This window comes from Streptomyces sp. NPDC048604, assembly GCF_043199435.1.
Lineage (GTDB): Bacteria > Actinomycetota > Actinomycetes > Streptomycetales > Streptomycetaceae > Streptomyces.
Window position 1 is genome coordinate 436,901 of the sequence record NZ_JBICVX010000005.1, and the last position, 21,358, is coordinate 458,258.

The window sequence follows — 21,358 nt, forward strand, 5'->3', positions numbered from 1 at the left end:
ACGATGATCGGGTTGCGCGGCGGGGTCGTGTTGCCTGCTAAAGGCAGTCGGGTGGAGATATGCATCGCGGTGGCGGACTGGGCGAGGGGACGGACGAGCCTGCCCGGCGGGGAAGGCACCGGCGCCGACGGGAGACCGACGAGCCCACGGCGAACAGGAGCGGCCGCTTGGGGGTGACGTACAAGTACTTCGGCGCGCCCGACGGGGCGACGGCAGCCCGCGTCCCGATCTCGATGCGCCCGGAGGAACTGGGCGGGGACGAGCTCGGCATGGGCGGCATGTTCACCAAGATCAAGCCGGAGACCATAGCCGCGATGGTGCTGACGGGCATCCAGGGCATGCCCCTGCACAAGGTCCCGCCGCTGGAGCTGGTGGTCCTGCACCCCGACTACGCCGTGGTGAAGCTGCCCACGACGGTCGTCGACCCGCTGCGCGGCATCGGCGAGGAGTCGGTCGGCGCGGCGGCGTTCATCTGGTCCACGGTCCCGGACCGCGGCGGCCCCCGCGACGCGTTCAACGTCTACCAGCTGCTCCACGAATGGCAGGACTTCTCCGTACGACTCCACGAGGCGGGCCACCAGCCGTACTGCCTGGTCTGGCCGTAAACGCTCCCCCGAATATCACCGGAAATCGGAACAAAAGCACCTAAGATACCGGTGATCCGACGGAGAGGACGACCTGTGCCCGGAGAACACCTGCAGATCGGCGAGGTCGCGGTGCGGACGGAACTGCCGCTGCGCACCATCCGCTCGTACGAGGACGCCGGACTGGTCGTCCCGTCCGCCCGCTCCCAGGGCGGGTTCCCGCTCTACACGGACGCGGACGTGGCCCGGCTCATGGTCATCCGCAGGATGAAGCCGCTGGGCTTCAGCCTCGACGAGACCCGCGACCTCCTGACCGCGGTGGACCGCCTGGACGCCGCCGAAACCGACCCGGAGTTCCCCGCCCCGGAACGCACCCGCCTCATCGCCCGGGTCCGCCGCTACGAACAGGCGGCGGAGACCCGCATGGACGAACTCAGAGCCGGCCTGGCCCGAGCCGAAGACTTCGCAGCCTCCCTCCGCACCCGCAGACAACGGGCGGAAGCCCAGGCATAGGGGCGAGCCGACCACTCGGCGGGTCCGGCGACGAGACGGGAGTGGGGGACGCGGAGGGGGTCGCATTCGGGACGTGAAGCGTGATTTGTGGCGCGCGAGAAACGCCCAGTACCGGGTGGGACCCGAACGCGCCGTAAATCATGCAGTCCCGAATGCGACCCCCGGAACGTCCCCCACGGCACGCACCACGCACGGAACGCGGAAGGCCGCAGCGGCGGACGGCCTCACCCGAGCGCGGCAGCAACGTCCCGGAAGAACGCGGCGAAGGCCCCCGCACTGGGCGGCGTCTCGGGATTCCACGGCACGACCCGAGCCCCCCGCACCGCCTCCCGCCACACCGCGGGACAGCCGTCCCACCCCTCCCCCGCCCGCACCGCGTTCGCCCGACTGTCGACCAGCACCACGTCCGCCCCCAGCGCCGCCGCCGACTCCCAGTCCGTCGTGAGCCACCCGGTCCCCGCCCCCGGCCCCGGCTCGACGAGCCGCACCCCGAGCTCCCGCAGCCGCGCCAGCTCCGGCCAGGCCGGCGGCCGCGCCACATGCACCTGCTCCACCCCGGCGCCGGACAGCGCGACGACAGCGGGCCGGCCCACGGCCGCCCGGACCGCAGCCTCGGCAGCAGCGACGGCGGCCCCGCCCTCGTAGGCCCCGTCCTGCAACGCCCCCGCCTCGTCCCGAAGCGCCCCCGCCACCCCCGCGAACCGCTCCAGAATCCGCGGCAGCACCACGTCACTGCCCACCGACAGCGCGACCAGCGGCAAACCGAGCCCGTCCACGACCGCCTCGTCGATCGCGTACGGGGACTTCCCGTCGTACGTCACGTCCACCACGAGATCCGCCCGCACGGCTCCCAGCGGCCCGTCCGCCCCGCCCGCCCCGCCCGTCAGCAGCCGCCCGGGACCGAGGTACGGCACCCCGGCCGCCGCCAGCCCGCCCGCCTTGACGGGGTCGAGCCCCGCGCCGTCGTGCCCGGAGCCGTACACCGCGACCGGCACGACCCCGAGGTCGAGCAGCGCCGCCCCGGCCCGTACGTACGCGGCGACCCGCCGCGGCCGGCGGGCGAGCCGTAAGACCGCGCCCCGGTCGTCGATGAACTCCCACCCACTCGCGTCCGCACCCATGCCGCCGCGCTCCCTCCCGGCCGGAAATCCGCTACCCGCCACCTTGAGACGGCGCCACGGCGCGCACAAGAGGGCCGAGGACCGACCCGTACCCCCTGCCGCAAGTCCCCCGTCCGGGTGTTAACTGACCGAGTAAGGAGGAACGACGACATTCCCTCCCACACCCCGCCCGGCCAGCCCCCATGGAGGCCCGCCATGGCCAAGCCAGGCCCCCAAACTCCAGCCCCGAACCCACCCCAAACCCCAAGCCCAACCCACGCGCGCACCGCACTCGCCGCACTCTGCGCACTGGGCGTGCTGGCCGGCGCGTCCGCCGCGGTGTGGGCAGCCGCGCAGGCCGCACGCCGACGCGCACGCGGACAGCGACGCCGCGGAGACGCACCGCACCCGCTGGACCGGATCTGGCACCCCCAGGAGTCGGTCCCGCTGACGCCGGCGGAGGAAGAGGCGTTCGACGACGTGGTGGCGCACCTGACGCACAAAGCGAACCCCTAGCCAGAGGCCCCTACACGACGGCGAACGGATCCCGCCCCGTAGTCGCCAGCATCCTCTCGAATGCCGTGGCGCCCTCCCGTACCTCGACGGCCGCCCCGAACACGTTCATCTCCCGCGCCGTCGGCGCGAGCTTCTCGACCACCGGAACCAGCCCCTCGACCACCTCGGGCGCGGGCTCGAAGGCCGCCCCGGTGGCCCGCGCCAGGTCCCACGCGTGGACGGTGAGGTCGAGCAGCGCCATCGCCCCGACGATCCGCGCCGGCATCCCCATCGATCCGGAGATGCCGTCCTCCGCGCCGGGCTCGCCCCAGGCGGCGACGAGCTTGCGGGTCTCGGCCTCGAAACGGTCCGCCCAGTCGTCGCCGGCCCCCACGTAGTCGGGCTCGGCGGAGAAGTCCGCGTCGCGCTTGGCGGCCAGTTCCTGGAACTGCACGACCACCTGGAACAGGTGGTTCACCAGCGCCCGCACGTCGTACTCCGAGCACGGCGTCCGCGCCCCGAGGAGCTTCTCGTCGCCGACGATCCCGCGCAGCACGGGCACGGCACGTGTCGCGGCCACGTCGAGGAGGTCACTGATCCGGTTCGCGTCGCTCTCAGTCATGCCCCCGACGCTAAACGCGCCCCCGTCCCGGGTCTTGAACAAACGCGACACCCGCACCGCCCAGCGCCTAGCATCGGCCCATGCCGCGCGAGGACACCCGGGGGATCGTCGACGCCGAGGGGCTGTTCCGGCGCGTGCGGTTCCGCCGGTACGACCCGGCGGCGCCGGAGCTCCGCCGGTACGTGGAGCACTACTGGCTCATCGACTGGGAGCTGGACCGGCCTTATGTGACGCACGTCGTCCCACACCCCTCCGTGAACGTGGTCTTCCAGAGGTACGGGGACGCCGCGGTGGCGGAGGTGTCCGGCATCGGCCAGGAGCTGTTCGAGAAGAAGCTGACGGGCGTGGGCCGGGTCTGCGGGATCCAGTTCCGCCCGGGCGGCTTCCACCCGTTCGCCCCGGAGCAGCCGGTCTCGGCCTGGACGGGCAGACGAGTGACCCTGCCTGAGGTTTTCCCGTCGACGGATGAGACGGCGACCCTCTCCGCCGTACTCAACCCGCCGACGGACGCCGAACGGGTGGCGGCCCTGGACGCTTTCCTGCTGACGCGCGGCGCCCGCCCGGACTCGGCGGCGGACCGCGCGATGGCACTGGTCGACCTGATCCGCAAGGGCAGCGGTGAAGCCGACACGGCCGGCGCCACCGCCCAACCTCCCGTCCGCCGCGTCTCCGACCTGGCGGACCGCGCCGGCCTGTCGATCCGCTCGCTGCAACGCCTGTTCGCCGCGTACGTGGGCGTGAGCCCGAAGTGGGTCGTCCTGCGCTACCGCATCCACGAGGCCCTGGAACGCGCGGAGGCGGACCGCGCGGGCGGACCGGACTGGGCCGCGCTGGCCGCGGAGCTGGGCTACAGCGACCAGGCCCATCTCGTAAGGGACTTCACGGCGACGGTGGGCGTGCCGCCCACGGCCTACGCCCGCGCGCTCTGACGTTTGAGAACCCGCTTGACGGGCAGAACGAAATCACGAGAAATTATCTGCGCCACGCAGATTCTTCGCAGCACAGAAAAGGAGCCAACCATGACGATCCTCGTCACCGGCAGCCGCGGCCGCGTCGCCACCGCCCTCCTGTCCCTCCTCCACACCGCCGGGCTCGAGGCGCGAGCCGCCTCGAAGAAACCCGGTGACCTGTCGCCACCGCCCGGCGTCGAGGCCGTGCGCTGCGACCTCGCGGACCCGGACACCTTCGGCACCGCGCTCGCCGGCGTCGACTCGGTGTTCCTGTACGCCGAGCCCGCGCACATCGACGCCTTCACCGCGCGGGCCCGCGCCGCCGGGGTGGAGCACGTGGTGCTCCTCTCGTCCAGCTCGGTGCTCGCCCCGAACGCCGCCGAGAACCCCATCGCCGGCTCGCACCTGGCCGTCGAGCGCGCCCTGGAGGCCGCCGCGGCCGACGGCTCCTTCGAGGCGACACACCTCCAGCCGGGCGCGTTCGCCACGAACGCCCTCGGGTGGGCCGCGGCGATCCGGTCCACGGGCGCGGTGGACCTGCCGTACCCCGGCGCGCACACCGACCCGATCCACGAACGGGACGTGGCCGAGGCCGCGTTCGCGGTGCTCACCGAGCCGAAGCTGCGCGGCTCCTCGTATCTGCTGAGCGGCCCGGAGTCCCTCACGTTCGCCGAACAGCTCGCCGTCCTGGCGCAGGTGACGGGTCGTGACATCGAGGTGCGCGAACCGAGCCCCGCCGCGTGGCGGGCTTCGGTCGCGCCGTACATACCGGGCACGTTCGCCGACGCGCTGCTGCGGCACTGGGCGGACCACGACGGGGTGCCGGTCCCGACGACCGGCACCGTCGAGGAGCTGACCGGCCACCCGGCCCGCACGTTCGCCGCCTGGGCGACGGAACACGCGAAAGCGTTCCACTCCGCCTGACGCACGCCCCGAATTCCCTGGCCGCCCCCGCCATCCCGGTGACATCCTGTCCCCGTGAACGGACCGGAGATCTTCGTCAGCTTCGCCCCCGGACTGCGCCTGTTCGTCGGCGCCGAGCGCCGCTCGGGCCGTACGTCCGTGGCCACCGACGGCGTGTCCACGCTCGGCCATGTCGTCGAGTCGCTGGGCGTGCCGCTCACCGAGGCGGGGCGGCTGCTGGTGGACGGTCGTCCGGTCGACGTCTCCCACATCCCGGCCGCCGGCGAGAGCGTCGAGGTGGAGGGCGTGGTTCGCCCGCAACAGGTGCCGGGCGCGCCGCTCCGGTTCCTGCTTGACGTCCATCTGGGCACGCTGGCGCGGCGGTTGCGGCTGCTCGGCGTGGACGCGGCGTACGAGAGCGAGGACCTGGGCGACCCGGCGCTCGCCGCGCTCTCGGCGAAGGAGCAGCGCGTGATGCTGTCTCGTGACCGCGGGCTGCTGCGCCGACGCGAGCTGTGGGCGGGTGCCTACATCTACAGCGACCGGCCCGACGAGCAGCTGCGGGACGTCCTGGAGCGGTTCGCGCCCCCGCTCGCGCCGTGGACCCGGTGCACCGCGTGCAACGGGCTGCTGACCGAGGCCGACAAGGACTCGGTGCGGGAGCAGTTGGAGCACGGCACGGAGCGCACGTACGACGTGTTCGCCCAGTGCACCGCGTGCGAGCGGGTGTACTGGCGGGGCGCCCACCACGCCCGGCTGGACGCGATCGTCTCCGACGCGATGCGCGAGTTCGGCGGCGCGGCGGCCTGACGCCCTAGTCGGCCGGCTCGTCGTCGATGCTGCCGGTCCGCAGCCGTTCGATCTGCGCGGCGCCGAGTTCCACGGTCCGCTTCATATGGGCGATGAGCAGTGCCACTTCGGCGTTGCTGTAGTCGTCGAACATCCTGGTCCACGCCCGGTTGAGGCGCTGCCAGAGCGCGCCGAGCTCCGCCATCCGCTCGGGCACGGGCGCGACGAGCACCTTGCGGCGGTCCTCGGCGTCGCGCCGCCGGGCCACATAGCCCGCCCGCTCCAGGCGGTCGACGAGCCGGGTGGCGGAGCCGGTGGTGAGCCCGGTCAGCTCGGCGACCCGGCCGATCGTGACGGGCTCGCTCTCCAGGCTGAGCAGGTTGAGGCACTGCACGTCGGTCGGGTGCAGCCGCAGATGGTCGGCGACGGCCTGGTTGAAGAGCGCGTACGCGGCCATGTAGCGGCGCGACTCCTCGTACAGCTCGGTCATGAGCGCACCGCGCCGGGCGGAATTCGCTTGCGTCATGCAGAAAGTGTACGAAGAAGGAACTCCGGCCCCGCGCCCCCGCGCCGCCCTCGCCCTCGGGCCACCCCTCGCCCCCGCGCCGCCCCGCCTATACGACCGCCGCCGCGTCCGTCAGATACCGCTGCACGGTCGGCCCCAGCCAGGCCACGATCTCCTCGCGGGACATGTCCACGGCGCGCGGCAGCCGCAGCACGTAGCGGGCGAGCGCCATGCCCAGGATCTGGGAGGCGACGAGCGCCGCGCGGTCGGCGGCCTCGGCCGGATCGGGGCAGACGCCGGCCGCGATCGGCCCCAGCTGCTCCTTGAAGATCGTCCGCATGCGTTCCGCGCCGGCCTCGTTGGTGACGCCGACCCGCAGCAGCGCGGTGAGCACCTCGTCCTGCTCCCAGCGGTCGAGGAAGTGGGTGACGAGGACGGCCCCGATGTGCCGCGCGGGCAGCGCCCCGACGTCGGGCAGCCGCAGGTCGAACTCGGAGGCGGCGGCGAACAGCCCCTCCTTGTTCCCGTAGTAGCGCATGACCATCGACGGGTCGATTCCGGCGTCGCGGGCAATGGCCCGGATGGTGGCGCGTTCGTAGCCGTCGGCGGCGAAGCGCTCGCGGGCGGCGTCCAGGATCGCGGCGCGGGTGGCGTCGGAGCGGCGTGGCGCGGTCATCATGTCAACGACTGTAGGCCAACAGGTGTTGACATGCCACTCGGGGCGCGCCATGATTGCCAACAAGCGTTGACCAACAAGCGTTGGCAGACCACAACCGCGAGCCGGGCCACCGCCGGCCGCACCGGGGAGGCAGTCGTGCAGCACACGAAGACCGACACGGACGTCCTGGTCGTGGGCTCGGGCCCCACCGGCCTCCTGCTCGCCGGCGACCTCGCCGCCGCAGGACAGCGGGTCACCCTCGTCGAGCGCCGCCCGCACGGCATCAGCAACATGACCCGCGCGTTCGGCGTCCACGCCCGCACCCTGGAACTCCTCGACGCCCGCGGCCTCGCCGACGAACTCGTCGAGACCGGCACCCGGCTCACCGGCCTGCGGCTCTTCCGCCGCCTCTCGCTCGACCTCGGCCGGCTCGCCACCCGCTACCCGTTCCTCCTGATCACCCCGCAGTACGAGGTCGAACGCCTCCTGGAGCGCCGCGCCCTGGCCGCCGGCGTGGAGTTCCGGCACTCCACCGAACTGCGCGGACTGCGCCAGGACGCCGGCGCCGTCACCGCCGAGCTCACCGACCCCGACGGCAAGGAAGTCACCCTCACCGCCCGGTACCTGGTCGGCGCGGACGGCCACCGCAGCGGCGTCCGCGGCGCGCTCGGACTCCCCTTCCCCGGCGTCTCCGTCATCCGCTCCATCGTGCTCGCCGACGTCCGGCTCGCCGAGGAGCCGGAGGGCCTGCTGACCGTCAACGGCGCGGAGGACTCCTTCGCCTTCATCGCCCCGTTCGGCGACGGCTGGTACCGCGTCATGGGCTGGAACCGCACCCGCCAGGTGCCCGACAGCGAGCCCGTCGACCTCGACGAGGTCCGCGAGATCGCCCGCCAGGCCCTCGGCACGGACTACGGCATGCACGACGCCCGCTGGATCTCCCGCTTCCACAGCGACGAGCGCCAGGCCCCCGCGTACCGGGCCGGCCGGGTCTTCCTCGCCGGCGACGCCGCCCACGTCCACTCCCCCGCCGGCGGCCAGGGCATGAACACCGGCCTGCAGGACGCCGCCAACCTCTCCTGGAAGCTGATCTCGGTCCTGCGCGGCGACGCCCCCGACCCCGAGGGCCTGCTCGACAGCTACCAGGACGAACGCCACCCCGTCGGCAAGATGGTGCTGCGCAGCAGCGGCACCATAGTCCGCCTGGCGATGGCCCACACCGTCCCGCGGCGGGCCGCCCGCTCGCTGGTGGCCGGCGTGCTCAACGCCCTCCGCCCCGCCTCCGACAAGGCCATGGGCCAGCTCAGCGGCCTCGGCATCGGATACGGGACCGGCGCCGCCGCCCAGCGCTCCGGCGGCGGGCGCGCCCCCGACGCGGCGCTCGACCGCGGCCGGCTCTACGAGCTCCTGCGCGACGGCGACTTCGTCCTGATCACGCCGCAGGGGACCGAAGCTTCCGTGGCCACCGCGCCGCAGGCCCCCGGCCGGATCGCCAAGGCCGCCTGGGCCGACCCGTCGCGCCGCACGACGATGCTCGTCCGCCCCGACGGCTACGTGTACTGGGAGGGCTAGGAACGGCTGGGGACGGCTAGGGGACAGCCGGAGACGACCGGCGCCGGCTAGAACACATACGGATCCCCGGTCGCCGGCACCAGCACCTCATGCCGATGATTGCCCGGATTCCGGTCGGTGGCCCCACCGTTCCAGACGGTGTCCACCATCACCGTCAGCTCCTCCGGCTCACCGGCCGTCCGCAGCTCCAGGCTCAGCTGCCGGGCCGCGCCCGCGGCCCGCAGCGCGCCGGTCCCGCACAGCACCACCCGGTCACCGCCCCACAGACAGGCGGGAGGCAGGTCCTGATCCGCCGCGAGCGGCACGGAGAACTCCAGCCGCACCGTCCCGCCCGACAGAGAGGAAGGGCCATGGTTCTCGCTGGTCAGCAGGACGCCGACCCGGCCCTGCCAGAGCGACACATGTCCGTGATGGGCCACATCGGCCTCGGGCGCGACGGCGACGGCAGCACCGCCCGCACCGAGCACGGACATCGCGGCGACGACAAACGACAGCCCCCTGCGCAACAACGTCATGCCCAGAAGATACCGATCACGACCCATATATTCCGATTACTCGTCGGCCCGGCGCGTCTATCCTGACCGGGCACCGCCCCCACGTACGAGGAGCCCCGCATGACCGCCCCCGGCAACCGGATCGCCGTCGTCACCGGAGCGAGCAGCGGGATCGGCGCCGCCACCGCCCGCCGGCTCGCCGAGACCGGCTACCGCGTGGTCCTCACCGCCCGCCGCAAGGACCGCATCGAGGCCCTGGCCGCCGAGCTCACCGACGCCGGCCACAAGGCCACGGCCTACGCCCTCGACGTCACCGACCGCGCCGCGGTCGACGAGTTCGCCACCGCCTTCCGCAGCCTGGCGGTCCTGGTCAACAACGCCGGCGGCGCACTCGGCGCCGACCCGGTCGCCACCGGCGACCCGGCGGACTGGCGCCAGATGTACGAGACCAACGTCATCGGCACCCTCAACATCACCCAGGCCCTGCTGCCCGCCCTCACCGCGAGCGGCGACGGCACGGTGGTAGTCGTCTCCTCCACCGCCGGCCACGGCACCTACGAGGGCGGCGCCGGGTACGTCGCCGCCAAGCACGGCGAACACGTCCTCGCCGAAACCCTCCGCCTGGAGATCGTCGGCACCCCGGTCCGCGTCATCGAGATCGCCCCGGGCCTGGTGAAGACCGACGAGTTCGCCACCACCCGCTTCCGCGGCGACACGGACCGGGCCGCCAAGGTCTACGCCGGCGTGGCCGACCCCCTGACCGCCGACGACGTGGCCGACACCATCACCTGGACGGTCACCCGCCCGCCCCACGTCAACATCGACCTCCTGGTGGTCCGCCCCCGGGCCCAGGCCTCCAACACCAAGATCCACCGCGAGCTCTGAGGGCTTCCGGATCCGGAAACGGCGAAGGACCGCCCCACCAGGGCGGTCCCCGCGCACCGGCGCTCCGGCCGGCGTCAGCCCTTCACACAGATGACCTGCTTCAGCTTGGCGACGACCTCCACCAGGTCGCGCTGCTGGTCGATGACCTTCTCGATCGGCTTGTAGGCGCCCGGGATCTCGTCGACCACGCCGGAGTCCTTGCGGCACTCCACGCCCCGCGTCTGGTCCTCCAGGTCCTTCGTCGAGAAGCGGCGCTTCGCCGCGCTGCGGCTCATGCGCCGGCCCGCGCCGTGGGAGGCCGAGTTGAACGACGCCTCGTTGCCGAGGCCCTTCACGATGTACGAGCCGGTGCCCATCGAGCCCGGGATGATCCCGAACTCGCCGGAGCCGGCGCGGATCGCGCCCTTGCGGGTGACCAGCAGGTCCATGCCCTCGTACCGCTCCTCCGCCACATAGTTGTGGTGGCAGGAGATCACCGGATCGAAGGTCACCTTCGCCTTCTTGAACTCCCGGCGGATCACGTCCTGGAACAGCGCCATCATGATCGCGCGGTTGTACTTGGCGTACTCCTGCGCCCAGAAGAGATCGTTCCGGTACGCCGCCATCTGCGGGGTGTCCGCGACGAACACCGCGAGATCGCGGTCGATCAGCCCCTGGTTGTGCGGCAGCTTCTGCGCCTGGCCGATGTGGTACTCGGCGAGTTCCTTGCCGATGTTCCGGGAACCGGAGTGCAGCATCAGCCAGACCGCACCCGTCTCGTCGAGACAGAACTCGACGAAGTGGTTGCCGCTCCCGAGCGTTCCCATCTGCTTCTCGGCCCGGTCATGACGGAACCTGACCGATTCCGCGACCCCGCCGAAGCGCTGCCAGAAGTCGTCCCAGCCCGAGGTCGGGAACCCGTGCAGCCGCCCCGGATCCACCATCTCCCGGTGCATCCCCCGCCCCACCGGAATCGCCTGTTCGATCTTGGAGCGGAGGCGGGAGAGGTCGCCCGGGAGGTCGTTGGCCGTGAGGGACGTCCTGACCGCGGACATGCCGCAGCCGATGTCCACACCGACCGCCGCCGGGCAGACCGCGCCCTGCATCGCGATCACCGAGCCGACCGTCGCGCCCTTGCCGTAATGCACGTCGGGCATCACCGCGAGGCCCTTGATCCACGGCAGCGTCGACACGTTCTGGAGCTGCCGCATGGCCCCGTCCTCCACCGAGGACGGGTCCGTCCACAACCGGATGGGCACCTTCGCGCCCGGCACCTCTACGTACGACATACTTCCTCGATTCCCCCGGATCAGCAGAAAACGCAAAAACCGGCATCAAGGCCCGTACAGGTGGCGACGGACCGGCATCAACGGCTGCGCGTGCGATAGACATTGTGTCCACCGGCCCCATCAGGGCGGCAAACAGTTTTCGGCATTACGGGAGAAGGGAGCCTGCGCTCGTGCAGCGAAAGGCGTACGACCCCGGCCGCGCGGAGCGTTCCGCCCGACCCCGCGCCACGCTCACCACGGCCGCCCTCGCCGCAGCCGTCGTCACGGCACTCGGCGCGGGCCTCGCCGGCTGCTCGTCGGGGACCAACGGCGCCGGCGTCGCCGCCGACGCCAAGGCCGGCGCGGCGGCCCCCGGCTCCGTGCCGCCCGGCCGCTACAGCACGCTCTTCGAGCCCTGCGGCTCCGTCCAGCAGCCCACCCTCGAGGACCTGCTCCCGGGCGCCGCCGAGCTCCCCGACGACCAGCGCGAGAAGGTCTACGCCGGCCGCCCCGCCGTCACCTACGACAACGGGCGCCGCGTCGGCTGCAGCTGGAAGGCCGACGGTCCGGACACCTCCCACGAGCTGACCCTGGACCTGGAGCGCGTCGTCTCCTACGACCCCGCCGTCAGCGACGACGACCGCGCCCAGCAGGTGTACTCCGGCAAGCAGATCGCCGCCGCCCTGCCCGCGCCCGCGCAGACCGCGACCAGCCCGACGCCCACCGTCACCTCCGCGACCACGGTCCCGCCGTCCGGCGCCGCGAGCTCCCCGCCCGCCTCCCCGTCCGGCAGCACCGCCTCCGCCTCCGGCACCGGCACCGCCTCCGGGACCGGCACCGGTCTGGAACCCCGCGTCCTGGAGGGCCTCGGTCACGCCGCGTTCCTCAACGATGTACTCACCGAAGCCGGCTCGGCCTCCCGCCAGCGCACCGTCAGCGTGGTGTTCCGCACATCCAACGTGATCGTGACCGTCGAGTACACGGAGCAGGTCACGGCGACCGCCGAGCTCCCCGACAGCAAGGAACTGCAGGAAAAGGCGCAGAGTCTGGCCCGTCAGCTGGCGGACCGACTGGAGGACTAGCGGCCCGCCTGGCCCGCCCCGGTCCGGCCGCGGGTCCGCCCGCCCTCGTCCCGCCCGCTCCCCCTGCCGCGTAACGTGTCGGCAGACCCGTCAGCGAACCGACTGAAGGAACCATGCACCGATCAGCTCCGCGACTCACCCGCATACTCGCCTGCGCCGCCGTCCCGGTGATGCTCGTCGTCGCCGGTTGCTCCTCGGACTCCGACGGCAAGACCCCGGACAAGGGCGCCGCGCAGTCCTCCTCCGGCACCTCCAAGGGGGCGGCGCCGAAGGACAGCACGCCGTCCGTGGCGCCCGCGAAGTACGCCGAGCTGCCCGAGCCGTGCAAGGCGATCACCGTCAAGACGATCGACGAGCTGGTGCCCAAGGCCAAGTCGAAGGCCGGCACGCCGTCCACGTCCACCGACACCTCCGCCCGCGGCGGCTGCTCCTGGAACGGGCTCGTCGACAAGGGCTTGAAGGGCTCGCAGTACCGCTGGCTGGACGTCTCCTTCCTGCGCTACGAGTCCGTGGCGACGCTGGGCAGCGGCGAGAAGCGCGCCCAGGAGAGCCAGACCAAGGAGATCGCCAAGCTGAAGGCGACCGAGGGCGCGAAGAACGTCCGCGACTCGGTGGCCTCGGGCGTCGGCGACCAGACGACGACGGTCGCGTACACGCTGCGCAAGACGGGCGAGGACTTCGTGTACGCCACGACGGTCGCCCGCGCCGGAAACGTCCTGGTCATCGTCAACTACAACGGCACCGGCTACGCGGGTGCGGACACGCCGAACGACCAGAAGATGATGGACGGCGCCGTGAAGGCGACGAAGGACGCGGTGGCCGCGATCGCCACGGCGAACAAGTAGGGCGAACAAGCAGCAGGCCCGAACTCGGGCGGACGGCAGGGCGAGTGGCCCGTGTTCGCGTGGTTTGGCGAGTGTTCCGGCGGAGTCCGGTCCTCCCCCTGAGGACCGGACTCCGTCGGCGTATGCCAGGCTGTGCCCCCGAGTTGTCTTAGAGCGGGAGGGGATCGCGGGATGGCCGCGATGCAGCTGACACGCACGCACCGGATACTCATCGGTGTCGTGGTCGCCGGAGCGGTGGTCATCGCCGGGATCGGTTTCGCGGGTTCGTACGCCGCCGTGCGTGAGCTCGCCGTGCAGAAGGGCTTCGGCACCTTCTCCTGGTTCTTCCCGATCGGCATCGACGCGGGCATCTGTGTGCTGCTCGCGCTCGACCTGTTGCTGACGTGGATCCGGATCCCGTTCCCGCTGCTGCGGCAGACGGCCTGGCTGCTGACGGCGGCGACGATCGCGTTCAACGGCGCGGCCGCGTGGCCGGACCCGCTGGGCGTGGGCATGCACGCGGTCATCCCGGTGCTGTTCGTGGTGGCGGTGGAGGCGGCCCGGCACGCGGTGGGCCGGATCGCCGACATCACGGCGGACAAGCACATGGAGGGCGTGCGGCTGACCCGCTGGCTGCTGTCCCCGGTGCCGACGTTCCGGCTGTGGCGGCGGATGAAGCTGTGGGAACTGCGGTCGTACGAGCAGGTGATCAAGCTGGAGCAGGACCGGCTGATCTACCAGGCGCGGCTGCAGGCCCGCTACGGCCGGGCGTGGCGGCGCAAGGCGCCGGTGGAGGCGCTGATGCCGCTGCGGCTCGCCAAGTACGGCGTGCCGCTGGCGGAGACGGCGGCGGCGGGGCTCGCGGCGGCGGGCATCGAGCCCGTACTGCTGCCTCCGCAGCCGAAGCCCGAGGAGCCGCCCGCCCTGACCGCGCAGCCGGTGGCTGCCGTGCCCGCGGCCGTCCCGGCGGCGGCGCAGACGCCTGAACTGGAGCGTGGCCGCCCGGCCCAGGAGCCGCAGGAGCAGCAGGAGCAGCAGGAGCAGCAGCAGGAGGCTCAGGTCACGGACCAGGCGCAGGAGGCGGTCCAGCAGGGAGTCCTCCCGCAGGCAGCCGTCCCGCAGGGCCCCGCCGCCGAGCCGGGCTCCGAGGCCGGGAACCACTGGTTCTACAACCAGCAGCAGCTCCCGCCCGACGCGTACCAGGGCGGCTACGACCCGACGTTCGTGGACGGTCTGGAGCCGACCCCCGTCGCGGTGCCGCAGGGCCCCGAGGAGGTCGCGATCCCCGCTCCCCGCCAGGAGGAGGCCGTGCCGCCGTTCGAGGAGCCCGGCATGGAGGAGTTCGCGGAGGCCGCGTACAAGGCGATGTGGGACTTCGTGGACGAGCAGCAGGCGTTCCCGACCGTGGAGCAGCTCGACATAAGGCTGAGCGACATGTACGGCGTGCATCACCCGCGGAGCGGGTCGATGCTGCGCGAGCTGCACCCGAAGATCAAGCACCGCGTCGAGCAGGAGATGCAGGAGCACTACCCCGCCTGATCCCCCGCGGGAGCGCGTACGGCGTGCACGTACGGCGAAGGGCCGCCACCCGGTTTCCCGGCCGGCGGCCCTTCGCCGTGTCGTCCTGTCGTCGTGCGTTACGCGGCGAGCAGCTTGCGCACGCGGTCCGCGCCGACGGCGAGGAGCAGCGTGGGCAGGCGGGGGCCGGTCTCGCGGCTCACGAGGAGCTTGTAGAGCAGGGCGAAGAAGGCGCGCTGGGCCAGCTTCAGCTCCGGGGTCGGCTTGGCCTCGGGGTCGAGGCCGGCCAACACCTTCGGGACGCCGTAGACGAGCGTGGTGAGCCCGTCGAGCGACCAGTGGGTGTCCAGGCCCTCCAGGAGGAGCCGGAGGGACTCGCGGCCCTCGTCGTCGAGCGAGCCGAGCAGTTCGGCGTCGGGCTCTTCGCGGACGATGGTGCGCTGGTCGGCCGGGACCTGGGTGGTGATCCAGTTCTCGGCGCGGTCGAGCCGGGGCCGGGCCTCGTCGAGGGAGGTGACCGGGTTCTCCGGGTCGAGCTCGCCGAGGATCCGCAGGGTCTGCTCGTCGTGGCCGGCGGTGATGTCCATGACCGAGGCGAGCGTGCGGTACGGCAGCGGGCGGGCGGTGCGCGGCAGCTCGCCGGCGGCGGTGCGGGCGGCCCGGGCGTGCGCGGCAGCGTCGGCGGGGAGCACCGTGCCGTCGGCGACCTTGGCCTCCAGCTTGTCCCACTCGTCGTAGAGCCGCTGGATCTCCTGGTCGAAGGCGATCTTGAAGGACTGGTTGGGCCGGCGGCGGGCGTAGAGCCAGCGCAGGATCTGCGGCTCCATGATCTTCAGCGCGTCGGCCGCGGTGGGCACGCCGCCGCGGGACGACGACATCTTGGCCATGCCGCTGATGCCGACGAACGCGTACATCGGGCCGATCGGCTGGACGCCGTCGAAGATGCCGACGATCTGGCCGCCGACCTGGAACGACGAGCCGGGCGAGGAGTGGTCGACCCCGGAGGGCTCGAAGATCACGCCCTCGTACGCCCAGCGCATCGGCCAGTCGACCTTCCACACCAGCTTGCCGCGGTTGAACTCGCTGAGCTTCACGGTCTCGGCGAAGCCGCAGGAGGCGCAGGTGTAGGCGAGCTCGGTGGTCTCGTCGTCGTACGAGGTGACCGTGGTGAGGTCCTTCTCGCACTGTCCGCAGTACGGCTTGTACGGGAAGTAGCCCGCGCCGCCGCCGGAGCCGTCGTCCTCGGCGGCCGCGCCGGAGCCCTCGGCGGCCTCCAGCTCGGCCTCGTCGAGCGGCTTCTGCGACTGCTTCTTCGGCGCCTTCTTCGTCCGGTACTGGTCGAGGATGGCGTCGATGTCACCGCGGTGCCGCATGGCGTGCAGGATCTGCTCGCGGTACACGCCCGTGGTGTACTGCTCGGTCTGGCTGATCGGGTCGTACTCGACGCCCAGCTCGGCCAGCGACTCGACCATGGCGGCCTTGAAGTGCGCGGCCCAGTTCGGGTGCGGGGAGCCGGCCGGGGCGGGGACGGAGGTCAGGGGCTTGCCGATGTGCTCGGCCCAGGACTCGTCGACGCCTTCGACGCCGCCCGGCACCTTGCGGTAGCGGTCGTAGTCGTCCCAGGAGATCAGGTGCCGGACCTCGTACCCGCGGCGGCGGACCTCGTCGGCCACCAGGTGCGGGGTCATGACCTCGCGCAGGTTGCCCAGGTGGATCGGGCCGGAGGGGGAGAGACCGGAGGCGACGACGACCGGTTTGCCAGGCGCACGTCGCTCCGACTCGGCGATGACCTCGTCCGCGAAACGGGAGACCCAGTCGGTCTCTGTGCTGCTCTGAGCCACGGTCGGTTCGTCCTTCTTCCTCGATTGCTGCGGAGCCCGGCGGCCCTATGTGCCGCCTCTGCGCTCCTGTAGAAGCCATTCTCCCAGACGAAAGAGGACACTCCGAGGTTGTCCACAAGCTCTGTTTCGTCCACAGGCGGAGAAAACACGTTGCTCGCCCATGGGACACTTTCACAAGCGAAATAACCCGTCGTCGACGCGATCCCGGCGAACGACGTGCTGAAGGAGATCGAGGTCTCCGGCCCCGGCTTCCTCAACATCACGATCACCGACGAGGCGATCGTGCGGACGCTCGCGGCGCGTGCCGCGGACGACCGGCTCGGCGTGCCGTTCAACGAGGCCGCGGGCACGACGGTGATCGACTACGCCCAGCCGAACGTGGCGAAGGAGATGCACGTCGGCCATCTGCGGTCCGCGGTGATCGGCGCGGCGATGGTCGAGATCCTGGAGTTCACCGGCGAGTCGGTGGTCCGGCGCCACCACATCGGCGACTGGGGCACCCAGTTCGGCATGCTCATCCAGTACCTGATCGAGCACCCGCACGAGCTGGACCACAAGGCCGAGGGCCAGGACGCGGAGACGTCCGGCGCGGAGGCCATGTCGAACCTGAACCGGCTGTACAAGGCCTCGCGGGCGCTGTTCGACTCCGACGAGGAGTTCAAGACCCGGGCGCGGGCGCGAGTCGTCGACCTCCAGGCGGGCGACGAGCAGACGCTGGCGCTGTGGCAGCGGTTCGTGGACGAGTCGAAGATCTACTTCTACTCGGTCTTCGAGAAGCTCGACATGGACGTCCGGGACCCCGACATCGTCGGCGAGTCGGGCTACAACGACATGCTGCAGGAGACCTGCCGGATCCTCGAGGAGTCGGGCGTGGCCGTCCGCTCCGAGGGCGCGCTGTGCGTGTTCTTCGACGACGTCAAGGGCCCGGACGGCAACCCGACGCCGCTGATCTTGCAGAGACCAGTGCCCGGTGCTGAAGGCGGACACGGACGAGCAGCGGGAGAACCGCCTCTTCCTGATCGACCTGACCGCCCGGACGCTGCACCGGGGCATGGCCCTGCTGGGCATCCGGACGCCCGCGCGCCTCTGACGCGTACGGGGAAGGCCCCGGCCCGGATCGTGCGATCCGGGCCGGGGCCTTCGCCGTTGCGGGGGCCTACGCCGTACCGCGGGTGGCCTCAGTACTTCACCCACTCACCCTTGTCGGGCCACCAGCCGTACGTCGGCCGGCCCTCGATCGCGCTGGTGCGGAACGGCTGCCCGCCGTCGTCCACCCGGATCCGGCCCTTCTCACCGCCGCTGCTCCAGTCCAGCTCCAGGTACCAGCTCGCGGCGTGCTGTTCGGTGTGCACGTCCAGGTTGAGCACCTGCGGATCGCCGGTGGCGACCTTGTACGGGAAGTCCTTCGCCGGCACCACGCGGTCGCCGTCCTGCCCGGCGATCGGCTTCAGATACGGGCGCGGCGCGTCGAGGTCGACGTCGAAGGTCTGCGGGGTGATCCCGCTCCCGCAGCCGTCGCCCATCGAGTACGCCGACCGCTCCAGCGGCTCGCTCTTCTCCACGACCCGTACGTGCAGCCGGGTGAGGACCACGGGAGCCTGGGTGCGGCCGGTCACGGTGAGCTGGAGCTGCAGGTGCCCGCCGTCGATCCCGCCGAGCGCGCGGGCCCAGCCGCGGGTGTCCTGGGGCGGGGGCGGCGGAGGGACGTGTCCGGGCTGCTGGTCGAGCACGTAGTACTGGCCGCAGGGCGCGGCCCAGTTGTACGAGCTGATGCCCACGCCGAGCGGGGCGGCGGCCGCGGCGGGCGCGCCTCCGGAACCGCCGCCGGTGTCGGCCTCGCCGTCGCCGCGGAGCACGTACGCGGTGGACGCCGCGACGCCGACCACCGCGACGGCGGCGAGCACGGCGAAGAGCCGCTTGCGGGAGCGCCGGGCGGCCGGGGGCCGGTGGGTGACGAGCGGGAGGAGGTCGGGGTCGGGGGCGTGGGCGTCGGGCGTGTCGGCGTCGGGCGCGGGTGCCTCGGCCATACGTACCGCCGGAGCCTCCGGCGTACGGGTCTCCGTCGCATCCGCCCCCGACAGGCCCGGGTCCGGCAGGTCCGGCTCCGCCTTCCCCCGCCGTCGCGCCTCGTCGGCCAGGATCCAGGCGCGGTGCAGGTCCATGACCTCGTCGCGCGAGGCCCCGCAGAGCCGGCCGAGGCGTTCGACGGGCGCGAACTCCGCCGGTACGGCGTCCCCGTTGCAGTACCGGTGGAGGGTGGACGTGCTCACGTGGAGGCGCTTCGCCAGCACCCCGTAGCTCAGCCCGGACCGCTCCTTCAGCGCGCGCATCAGTCCCGCGAAGCCCTCGCCCGCGTCCATCAAAGCCCCCCGATCGCCCGTTCCGCATCCCAGGAACGCATTCCAGGGGACCGGCGTTTCAGCAGGTCACCACGGGTGCGAGCGTTCCAGCGTCCCTCATTGTCCCGTGCCGATTGCCGTCCGGTCACACCGGCTCGCAGAGTGGTGGTCATGCCGAACAGCCGCGTCACCGACGCCTTCGCGGTCGGGGTGCTGATCGCCTGCACGGCCATCGTCCTCGTGCTGCTGCACCGTCACTGACGACCGGTCACCGACGTCCGAAGCACGACGTCGCTCACCAACACTCACCGACTGAAAACCCAACGGGGGATCCACCATGCGCACTACCGCACGCCGCCTCGCCCTGCCCGTCGCCGCCGTCGCCGCGGCCCTCGCACTCACCGCCTGCCAGTCGGGCGACAGCTCGTCCGCCGCCCCGAAGGAGACGGCCTCGTCGCCCGCCGCCCCGAAGGCCCCGGCAGGTCAGGCCTCCGCACCGGCGTCCGACCCCGCCGACACGTCCGGGAACACCTCGTCCGGCAAGAGCGGCGGCACGTCCGAGAGCGCCGGGTCCAAGAGCCCCAAGCCCGCCACCGGCAAGCCCGGCGCCCCGAAGCCGCCCGCCGACACGTCCGACGCCGGTCCCGTCCGCACCGTCTGCACCGCGGCCGGCACCAGGATCGTCGCGAGCAAGGTGAGCCGCCCCATCAACCACCTGGTGCTCACCGTCACCAACATCGGCAAGCGGCCCTGCAACGTCGTGAACGCCCCGTTCGTCGGCTTCGACGAGGCGCAGGCGCCGATCCGCATCATCGAGGACAGCAAGCCGCAGGCCGTACTGACCCTGGCCCCGGGCGAGTCGGGCTACGCGTCGCTGATCCTCACCGGCGAGCCCGGCCCGGACACGCACGGCAGGACCGTGAAGAAGATCCGCGTCAACCTCACGCGGGAGAGCGGCACGACGGTGACGGCGCCGTCGGGCACATTCGCCGACAACGGCGCCGCCGTGTCGTACTGGCAGCAGAGCATGGACGACGCCCTCCAGTACTGAGGGCGGGCGTCGCGCTTCAGCAGAGGTCAGCCGCGGATCGGGTGGGACGTCCGGCCGGACATCTGGTCGATCTCCTGGTGGGCCTTCTGAAGCATCTGCGACGCGAGATCCATCATCGCGCGGGCCCCGGCGATCTCCTCGCCCACCCGCAGCTGCTCGGGGTCGGAGGGGTGACGGTTCGCGGTGCCGTGGGCGCGCATCTCGGTACCGTCCCCGAGCCGCACCATGGCCGCGCATCGCGTGCGGTCGCCTACCTCTTCGAATTCCATCTCGACGTGCCATCCGACGAGTGTCTGCATGAGGACCACCTCCAGCGTTACCCCTCCAGAGTGCGCCGCTGCGGCGTTTTAGGCATTCCGGAGCTTCTGCGCGACCTCGGTGGCCCAGTAGGTGAGGATCATCTGCGCGCCGGCGCGGCGGATGCCGGTGAGGGTCTCCAGGATCGCCTTGTCGCGGTCGATCCAGCCCTTCTCGGCGGCGGCCTCGACCATCGCGTACTCGCCGCTGATCTGGTACGCGGCGACGGGGACGTCCACGGCGTCGGCGACCCTGGCAAGCACGTCGAGGTACGGGCCCGCGGGCTTGACCATGACCATGTCCGCGCCCTCCTCCAGGTCGAGGGCCAGCTCGCGCATCGACTCGCGGAGGTTGGCCGGGTCCTGCTGGTAGGTCTTGCGGTCGCCGGTCAGCGAGGAGCCGACGGCCTCGCGGAAGGGGCCGTAGAAGGCGGAGGAGTACTTCGCGGTGTACGCGAGGATCGACACGTCCTCCTTGCCGATCGTGTCGAGAGCGTCGCGGACCACGCCGACCTGACCGTCCATCATCCCGGACGGCCCGACGACGTGGACGCCGGCGTCGGCCTGGACCTGCGCCATCTCGGCGTACCGCTCCAGCGTGGCGTCGTTGTCGACGCGGCCGTCCGCGGTGAGGACGCCGCAGTGGCCGTGGTCGGTGTACTCGTCGAGGCACAGGTCCGACATGATGACGAGGTCGTCGCCGACCTCGGCCTTCACATCGCGGATGGCGACCTGGAGGATCCCGTCGGGGTCGGTGCCGGCGGTGCCGGCGGCGTCCTTCTTGGCGTCCTCGGGCACGCCGAAGAGCATGATCCCCGAGACCCCGGCCTCGACCGCCTCGGCGGCGGCCTTGCGCAGCGTGTCGCGGGAGTGCTGCACGACGCCGGGCATCGCGGAGATCGGCACCGGCTCGGAGACGCCCTCCCGCACGAACGCGGGCAGGATCAGATCGGCGGGATGCAGCCGCGTCTCGGCCACCATCCGGCGCAGCGCGGGCGTCGTCCGCAGCCGCCGCGGGCGCGCCCCGGGAAAGGATCCATACGAGTTCATATCCCGAGGCTACGCCCGCGGAATGGGTGCCTTTGCCGAC

General features: G+C 72.0%; 22 protein-coding genes and 1 pseudogene. 13 read left to right on the forward strand and 10 right to left on the reverse strand.

From position 1 onward, the window contains the following. The first annotated feature begins 59 nt into the window (after window positions 1–59). Complete coding sequence (locus ACGFMM_RS13885; protein WP_393646215.1) at window positions 60–605, forward strand: hypothetical protein; 546 nt, start codon at window positions 60–62, stop codon at window positions 603–605. A 75-nt stretch (window positions 606–680) separates the two neighbouring features. Further along, window positions 681–1,097 (forward strand): MerR family transcriptional regulator, encoded by a 417-nt coding sequence (locus tag ACGFMM_RS13890; RefSeq protein WP_393646217.1) that lies wholly within the window; start codon window positions 681–683, stop codon window positions 1,095–1,097. 224 nt (window positions 1,098–1,321) lie between these two features. Here ACGFMM_RS13890 and ACGFMM_RS13895 read toward each other — a convergent pair whose 3' ends face one another. Beyond that, window positions 1,322–2,218, reverse strand: coding sequence for an ABC transporter substrate-binding protein (locus ACGFMM_RS13895; RefSeq protein ID WP_393646219.1), 897 nt, complete (start codon window positions 2,216–2,218; stop codon window positions 1,322–1,324). A 505-nt stretch (window positions 2,219–2,723) separates the two neighbouring features. Continuing rightward, window positions 2,724–3,314: a TIGR03086 family metal-binding protein gene (locus ACGFMM_RS13900; protein ID WP_393646221.1), complete on the reverse strand. Its 591-nt coding sequence runs from the start codon at window positions 3,312–3,314 to the stop codon at window positions 2,724–2,726. 80 nt (window positions 3,315–3,394) lie between these two features. On the opposite strand from ACGFMM_RS13900, the gene ACGFMM_RS13905 reads away from it, so the two are divergent. The 3 genes from ACGFMM_RS13905 to ACGFMM_RS13915 all read left to right on the forward strand — a co-directional run bounded on the left by ACGFMM_RS13905 (window position 3,395) and on the right by ACGFMM_RS13915 (window position 5,977). Further along, window positions 3,395–4,243 (forward strand): DUF6597 domain-containing transcriptional factor, encoded by an 849-nt coding sequence (locus tag ACGFMM_RS13905; RefSeq protein WP_393646222.1) that lies wholly within the window; start codon window positions 3,395–3,397, stop codon window positions 4,241–4,243. 90 nt (window positions 4,244–4,333) lie between these two features. Then, on the forward strand, window positions 4,334–5,188 hold the full coding sequence (locus ACGFMM_RS13910; RefSeq protein ID WP_393646224.1) for an NAD(P)H-binding protein: 855 nt from the start codon (window positions 4,334–4,336) through the stop codon (window positions 5,186–5,188). 54 nt (window positions 5,189–5,242) lie between these two features. Then, window positions 5,243–5,977, forward strand: a complete 735-nt coding sequence (locus ACGFMM_RS13915; RefSeq protein ID WP_393646226.1) for a Mut7-C RNAse domain-containing protein — start codon at window positions 5,243–5,245, stop codon at window positions 5,975–5,977. A gap of 4 nt (window positions 5,978–5,981) precedes the next feature. Here the strand turns inward: ACGFMM_RS13915 and ACGFMM_RS13920 are convergent, their stop codons facing one another. Together ACGFMM_RS13920 and ACGFMM_RS13925 are read right to left on the reverse strand one after the other, a co-directional pair. Continuing rightward, entirely contained in the window at window positions 5,982–6,482 is a 501-nt protein-coding gene (locus ACGFMM_RS13920; protein WP_393646227.1) for a MarR family winged helix-turn-helix transcriptional regulator, read from the reverse strand. Window positions 6,483–6,570: 88 nt separating this feature from the next. After that, on the reverse strand, window positions 6,571–7,137 hold the full coding sequence (locus ACGFMM_RS13925) for a TetR family transcriptional regulator (RefSeq protein WP_393646323.1): 567 nt from the start codon (window positions 7,135–7,137) through the stop codon (window positions 6,571–6,573). A gap of 33 nt (window positions 7,138–7,170) precedes the next feature. Between ACGFMM_RS13925 and ACGFMM_RS13930 the strand changes: the two genes are divergently transcribed. Further along, window positions 7,171–8,691 (forward strand): FAD-dependent monooxygenase, encoded by a 1,521-nt coding sequence (locus ACGFMM_RS13930; protein WP_393646228.1) that lies wholly within the window; start codon window positions 7,171–7,173, stop codon window positions 8,689–8,691. A 47-nt stretch (window positions 8,692–8,738) separates the two neighbouring features. Here ACGFMM_RS13930 and ACGFMM_RS13935 read toward each other — a convergent pair whose 3' ends face one another. Continuing rightward, window positions 8,739–9,206 (reverse strand): hypothetical protein, encoded by a 468-nt coding sequence (locus ACGFMM_RS13935; RefSeq protein WP_393646230.1) that lies wholly within the window; start codon window positions 9,204–9,206, stop codon window positions 8,739–8,741. Between the two features lie 99 nt (window positions 9,207–9,305). On the opposite strand from ACGFMM_RS13935, the gene ACGFMM_RS13940 reads away from it, so the two are divergent. Further along, a complete protein-coding gene (locus tag ACGFMM_RS13940; RefSeq protein ID WP_393646232.1) occupies window positions 9,306–10,070 on the forward strand; it encodes an SDR family NAD(P)-dependent oxidoreductase in 765 nt (254 codons plus the stop codon). A 74-nt stretch (window positions 10,071–10,144) separates the two neighbouring features. Here ACGFMM_RS13940 and ACGFMM_RS13945 read toward each other — a convergent pair whose 3' ends face one another. Then, entirely contained in the window at window positions 10,145–11,338 is a 1,194-nt protein-coding gene (locus ACGFMM_RS13945; RefSeq protein ID WP_393646233.1) for an RtcB family protein, read from the reverse strand. Between the two features lie 170 nt (window positions 11,339–11,508). Between ACGFMM_RS13945 and ACGFMM_RS13950 the strand changes: the two genes are divergently transcribed. The 3 genes from ACGFMM_RS13950 (at window position 11,509) to ACGFMM_RS13960 (ending at window position 14,762) form a co-directional block, all read left to right on the forward strand. After that, window positions 11,509–12,399 carry a DUF3558 domain-containing protein gene (locus tag ACGFMM_RS13950; protein WP_393646235.1) on the forward strand — a complete coding sequence of 297 codons (891 nt, stop codon included), beginning with the start codon at window positions 11,509–11,511 and terminating at the stop codon, window positions 12,397–12,399. Between the two features lie 113 nt (window positions 12,400–12,512). After that, window positions 12,513–13,244 (forward strand): DUF3558 family protein, encoded by a 732-nt coding sequence (locus ACGFMM_RS13955; protein ID WP_393646237.1) that lies wholly within the window; start codon window positions 12,513–12,515, stop codon window positions 13,242–13,244. 171 nt (window positions 13,245–13,415) lie between these two features. Next, on the forward strand, window positions 13,416–14,762 hold the full coding sequence (locus ACGFMM_RS13960) for a DUF2637 domain-containing protein (RefSeq protein WP_393646239.1): 1,347 nt from the start codon (window positions 13,416–13,418) through the stop codon (window positions 14,760–14,762). Window positions 14,763–14,860: 98 nt separating this feature from the next. Here ACGFMM_RS13960 and lysS read toward each other — a convergent pair whose 3' ends face one another. Continuing rightward, entirely contained in the window at window positions 14,861–16,582 is a 1,722-nt protein-coding gene (gene lysS, locus ACGFMM_RS13965) for a lysine--tRNA ligase (RefSeq protein ID WP_393646240.1), read from the reverse strand. Between the two features lie 210 nt (window positions 16,583–16,792). Between lysS and argS the strand changes: the two are divergent. Then, window positions 16,793–17,587 (forward strand): annotated as a pseudogene (gene argS, locus ACGFMM_RS13970) (arginine--tRNA ligase); the annotation flags it as partial. Further along, window positions 17,553–17,672: a DALR anticodon-binding domain-containing protein gene (locus tag ACGFMM_RS13975; RefSeq protein ID WP_393646242.1), complete on the forward strand. Its 120-nt coding sequence runs from the start codon at window positions 17,553–17,555 to the stop codon at window positions 17,670–17,672. The pseudogene argS and the gene ACGFMM_RS13975, both read left to right, overlap by 35 nt. 88 nt (window positions 17,673–17,760) lie before the next feature. Here ACGFMM_RS13975 and ACGFMM_RS13980 read toward each other — a convergent pair whose 3' ends face one another. Continuing rightward, window positions 17,761–18,942 (reverse strand): helix-turn-helix domain-containing protein, encoded by a 1,182-nt coding sequence (locus ACGFMM_RS13980; RefSeq protein ID WP_393646244.1) that lies wholly within the window; start codon window positions 18,940–18,942, stop codon window positions 17,761–17,763. Between the two features lie 316 nt (window positions 18,943–19,258). Here ACGFMM_RS13980 and ACGFMM_RS13985 point away from each other — a divergent pair, with 316 nt between their 5' ends. After that, the gene (locus ACGFMM_RS13985) at window positions 19,259–19,972 is read left to right on the forward strand and encodes a DUF4232 domain-containing protein (protein ID WP_393646246.1); all 714 of its coding nucleotides are present in this window, start codon (window positions 19,259–19,261) and stop codon (window positions 19,970–19,972) included. A gap of 26 nt (window positions 19,973–19,998) precedes the next feature. Here ACGFMM_RS13985 and ACGFMM_RS13990 read toward each other — a convergent pair whose 3' ends face one another. Both ACGFMM_RS13990 and hemB read right to left on the reverse strand, forming a co-directional pair. Then, window positions 19,999–20,271 (reverse strand): DUF1876 domain-containing protein, encoded by a 273-nt coding sequence (locus ACGFMM_RS13990; RefSeq protein WP_393646248.1) that lies wholly within the window; start codon window positions 20,269–20,271, stop codon window positions 19,999–20,001. Window positions 20,272–20,319: 48 nt separating this feature from the next. Then, window positions 20,320–21,318: a porphobilinogen synthase gene (gene hemB, locus ACGFMM_RS13995; protein WP_393646250.1), complete on the reverse strand. Its 999-nt coding sequence runs from the start codon at window positions 21,316–21,318 to the stop codon at window positions 20,320–20,322. Window positions 21,319–21,358: the final 40 nt, after the last annotated feature.

Bases quoted from the DNA above. Each gene is read 5' to 3' on its own strand.
- ACGFMM_RS13885 (WP_393646215.1), top strand. From the start codon at position 60: ATGCATCGCGGTGGCGGACTGGGCGAGGGGACGGACGAGCCTGCCCGG.
- ACGFMM_RS13895 (WP_393646219.1), bottom strand. From the start codon at position 2,218: ATGGGTGCGGACGCGAGTGGGTGGGAGTTCATCGACGACCGGGGCGCG.
- ACGFMM_RS13900 (WP_393646221.1), bottom strand. From the start codon at position 3,314: ATGACTGAGAGCGACGCGAACCGGATCAGTGACCTCCTCGACGTGGCC.
- ACGFMM_RS13905 (WP_393646222.1), top strand. From the start codon at position 3,395: ATGCCGCGCGAGGACACCCGGGGGATCGTCGACGCCGAGGGGCTGTTC.
- ACGFMM_RS13910 (WP_393646224.1), top strand. From the start codon at position 4,334: ATGACGATCCTCGTCACCGGCAGCCGCGGCCGCGTCGCCACCGCCCTC.
- ACGFMM_RS13920 (WP_393646227.1), bottom strand. From the start codon at position 6,482: ATGACGCAAGCGAATTCCGCCCGGCGCGGTGCGCTCATGACCGAGCTG.
- ACGFMM_RS13925 (WP_393646323.1), bottom strand. From the start codon at position 7,137: ATGACCGCGCCACGCCGCTCCGACGCCACCCGCGCCGCGATCCTGGAC.
- ACGFMM_RS13930 (WP_393646228.1), top strand. From the start codon at position 7,171: ATGCCACTCGGGGCGCGCCATGATTGCCAACAAGCGTTGACCAACAAG.
- ACGFMM_RS13935 (WP_393646230.1), bottom strand. From the start codon at position 9,206: ATGACGTTGTTGCGCAGGGGGCTGTCGTTTGTCGTCGCCGCGATGTCC.
- ACGFMM_RS13940 (WP_393646232.1), top strand. From the start codon at position 9,306: ATGACCGCCCCCGGCAACCGGATCGCCGTCGTCACCGGAGCGAGCAGC.
- ACGFMM_RS13945 (WP_393646233.1), bottom strand. From the start codon at position 11,338: ATGTCGTACGTAGAGGTGCCGGGCGCGAAGGTGCCCATCCGGTTGTGG.
- ACGFMM_RS13955 (WP_393646237.1), top strand. From the start codon at position 12,513: ATGCACCGATCAGCTCCGCGACTCACCCGCATACTCGCCTGCGCCGCC.
- ACGFMM_RS13960 (WP_393646239.1), top strand. From the start codon at position 13,416: ATGGCCGCGATGCAGCTGACACGCACGCACCGGATACTCATCGGTGTC.
- ACGFMM_RS13980 (WP_393646244.1), bottom strand. From the start codon at position 18,942: ATGGACGCGGGCGAGGGCTTCGCGGGACTGATGCGCGCGCTGAAGGAG.
- ACGFMM_RS13985 (WP_393646246.1), top strand. From the start codon at position 19,259: ATGCGCACTACCGCACGCCGCCTCGCCCTGCCCGTCGCCGCCGTCGCC.
- ACGFMM_RS13990 (WP_393646248.1), bottom strand. From the start codon at position 20,271: ATGCAGACACTCGTCGGATGGCACGTCGAGATGGAATTCGAAGAGGTA.
- hemB (WP_393646250.1), bottom strand. From the start codon at position 21,318: ATGAACTCGTATGGATCCTTTCCCGGGGCGCGCCCGCGGCGGCTGCGG.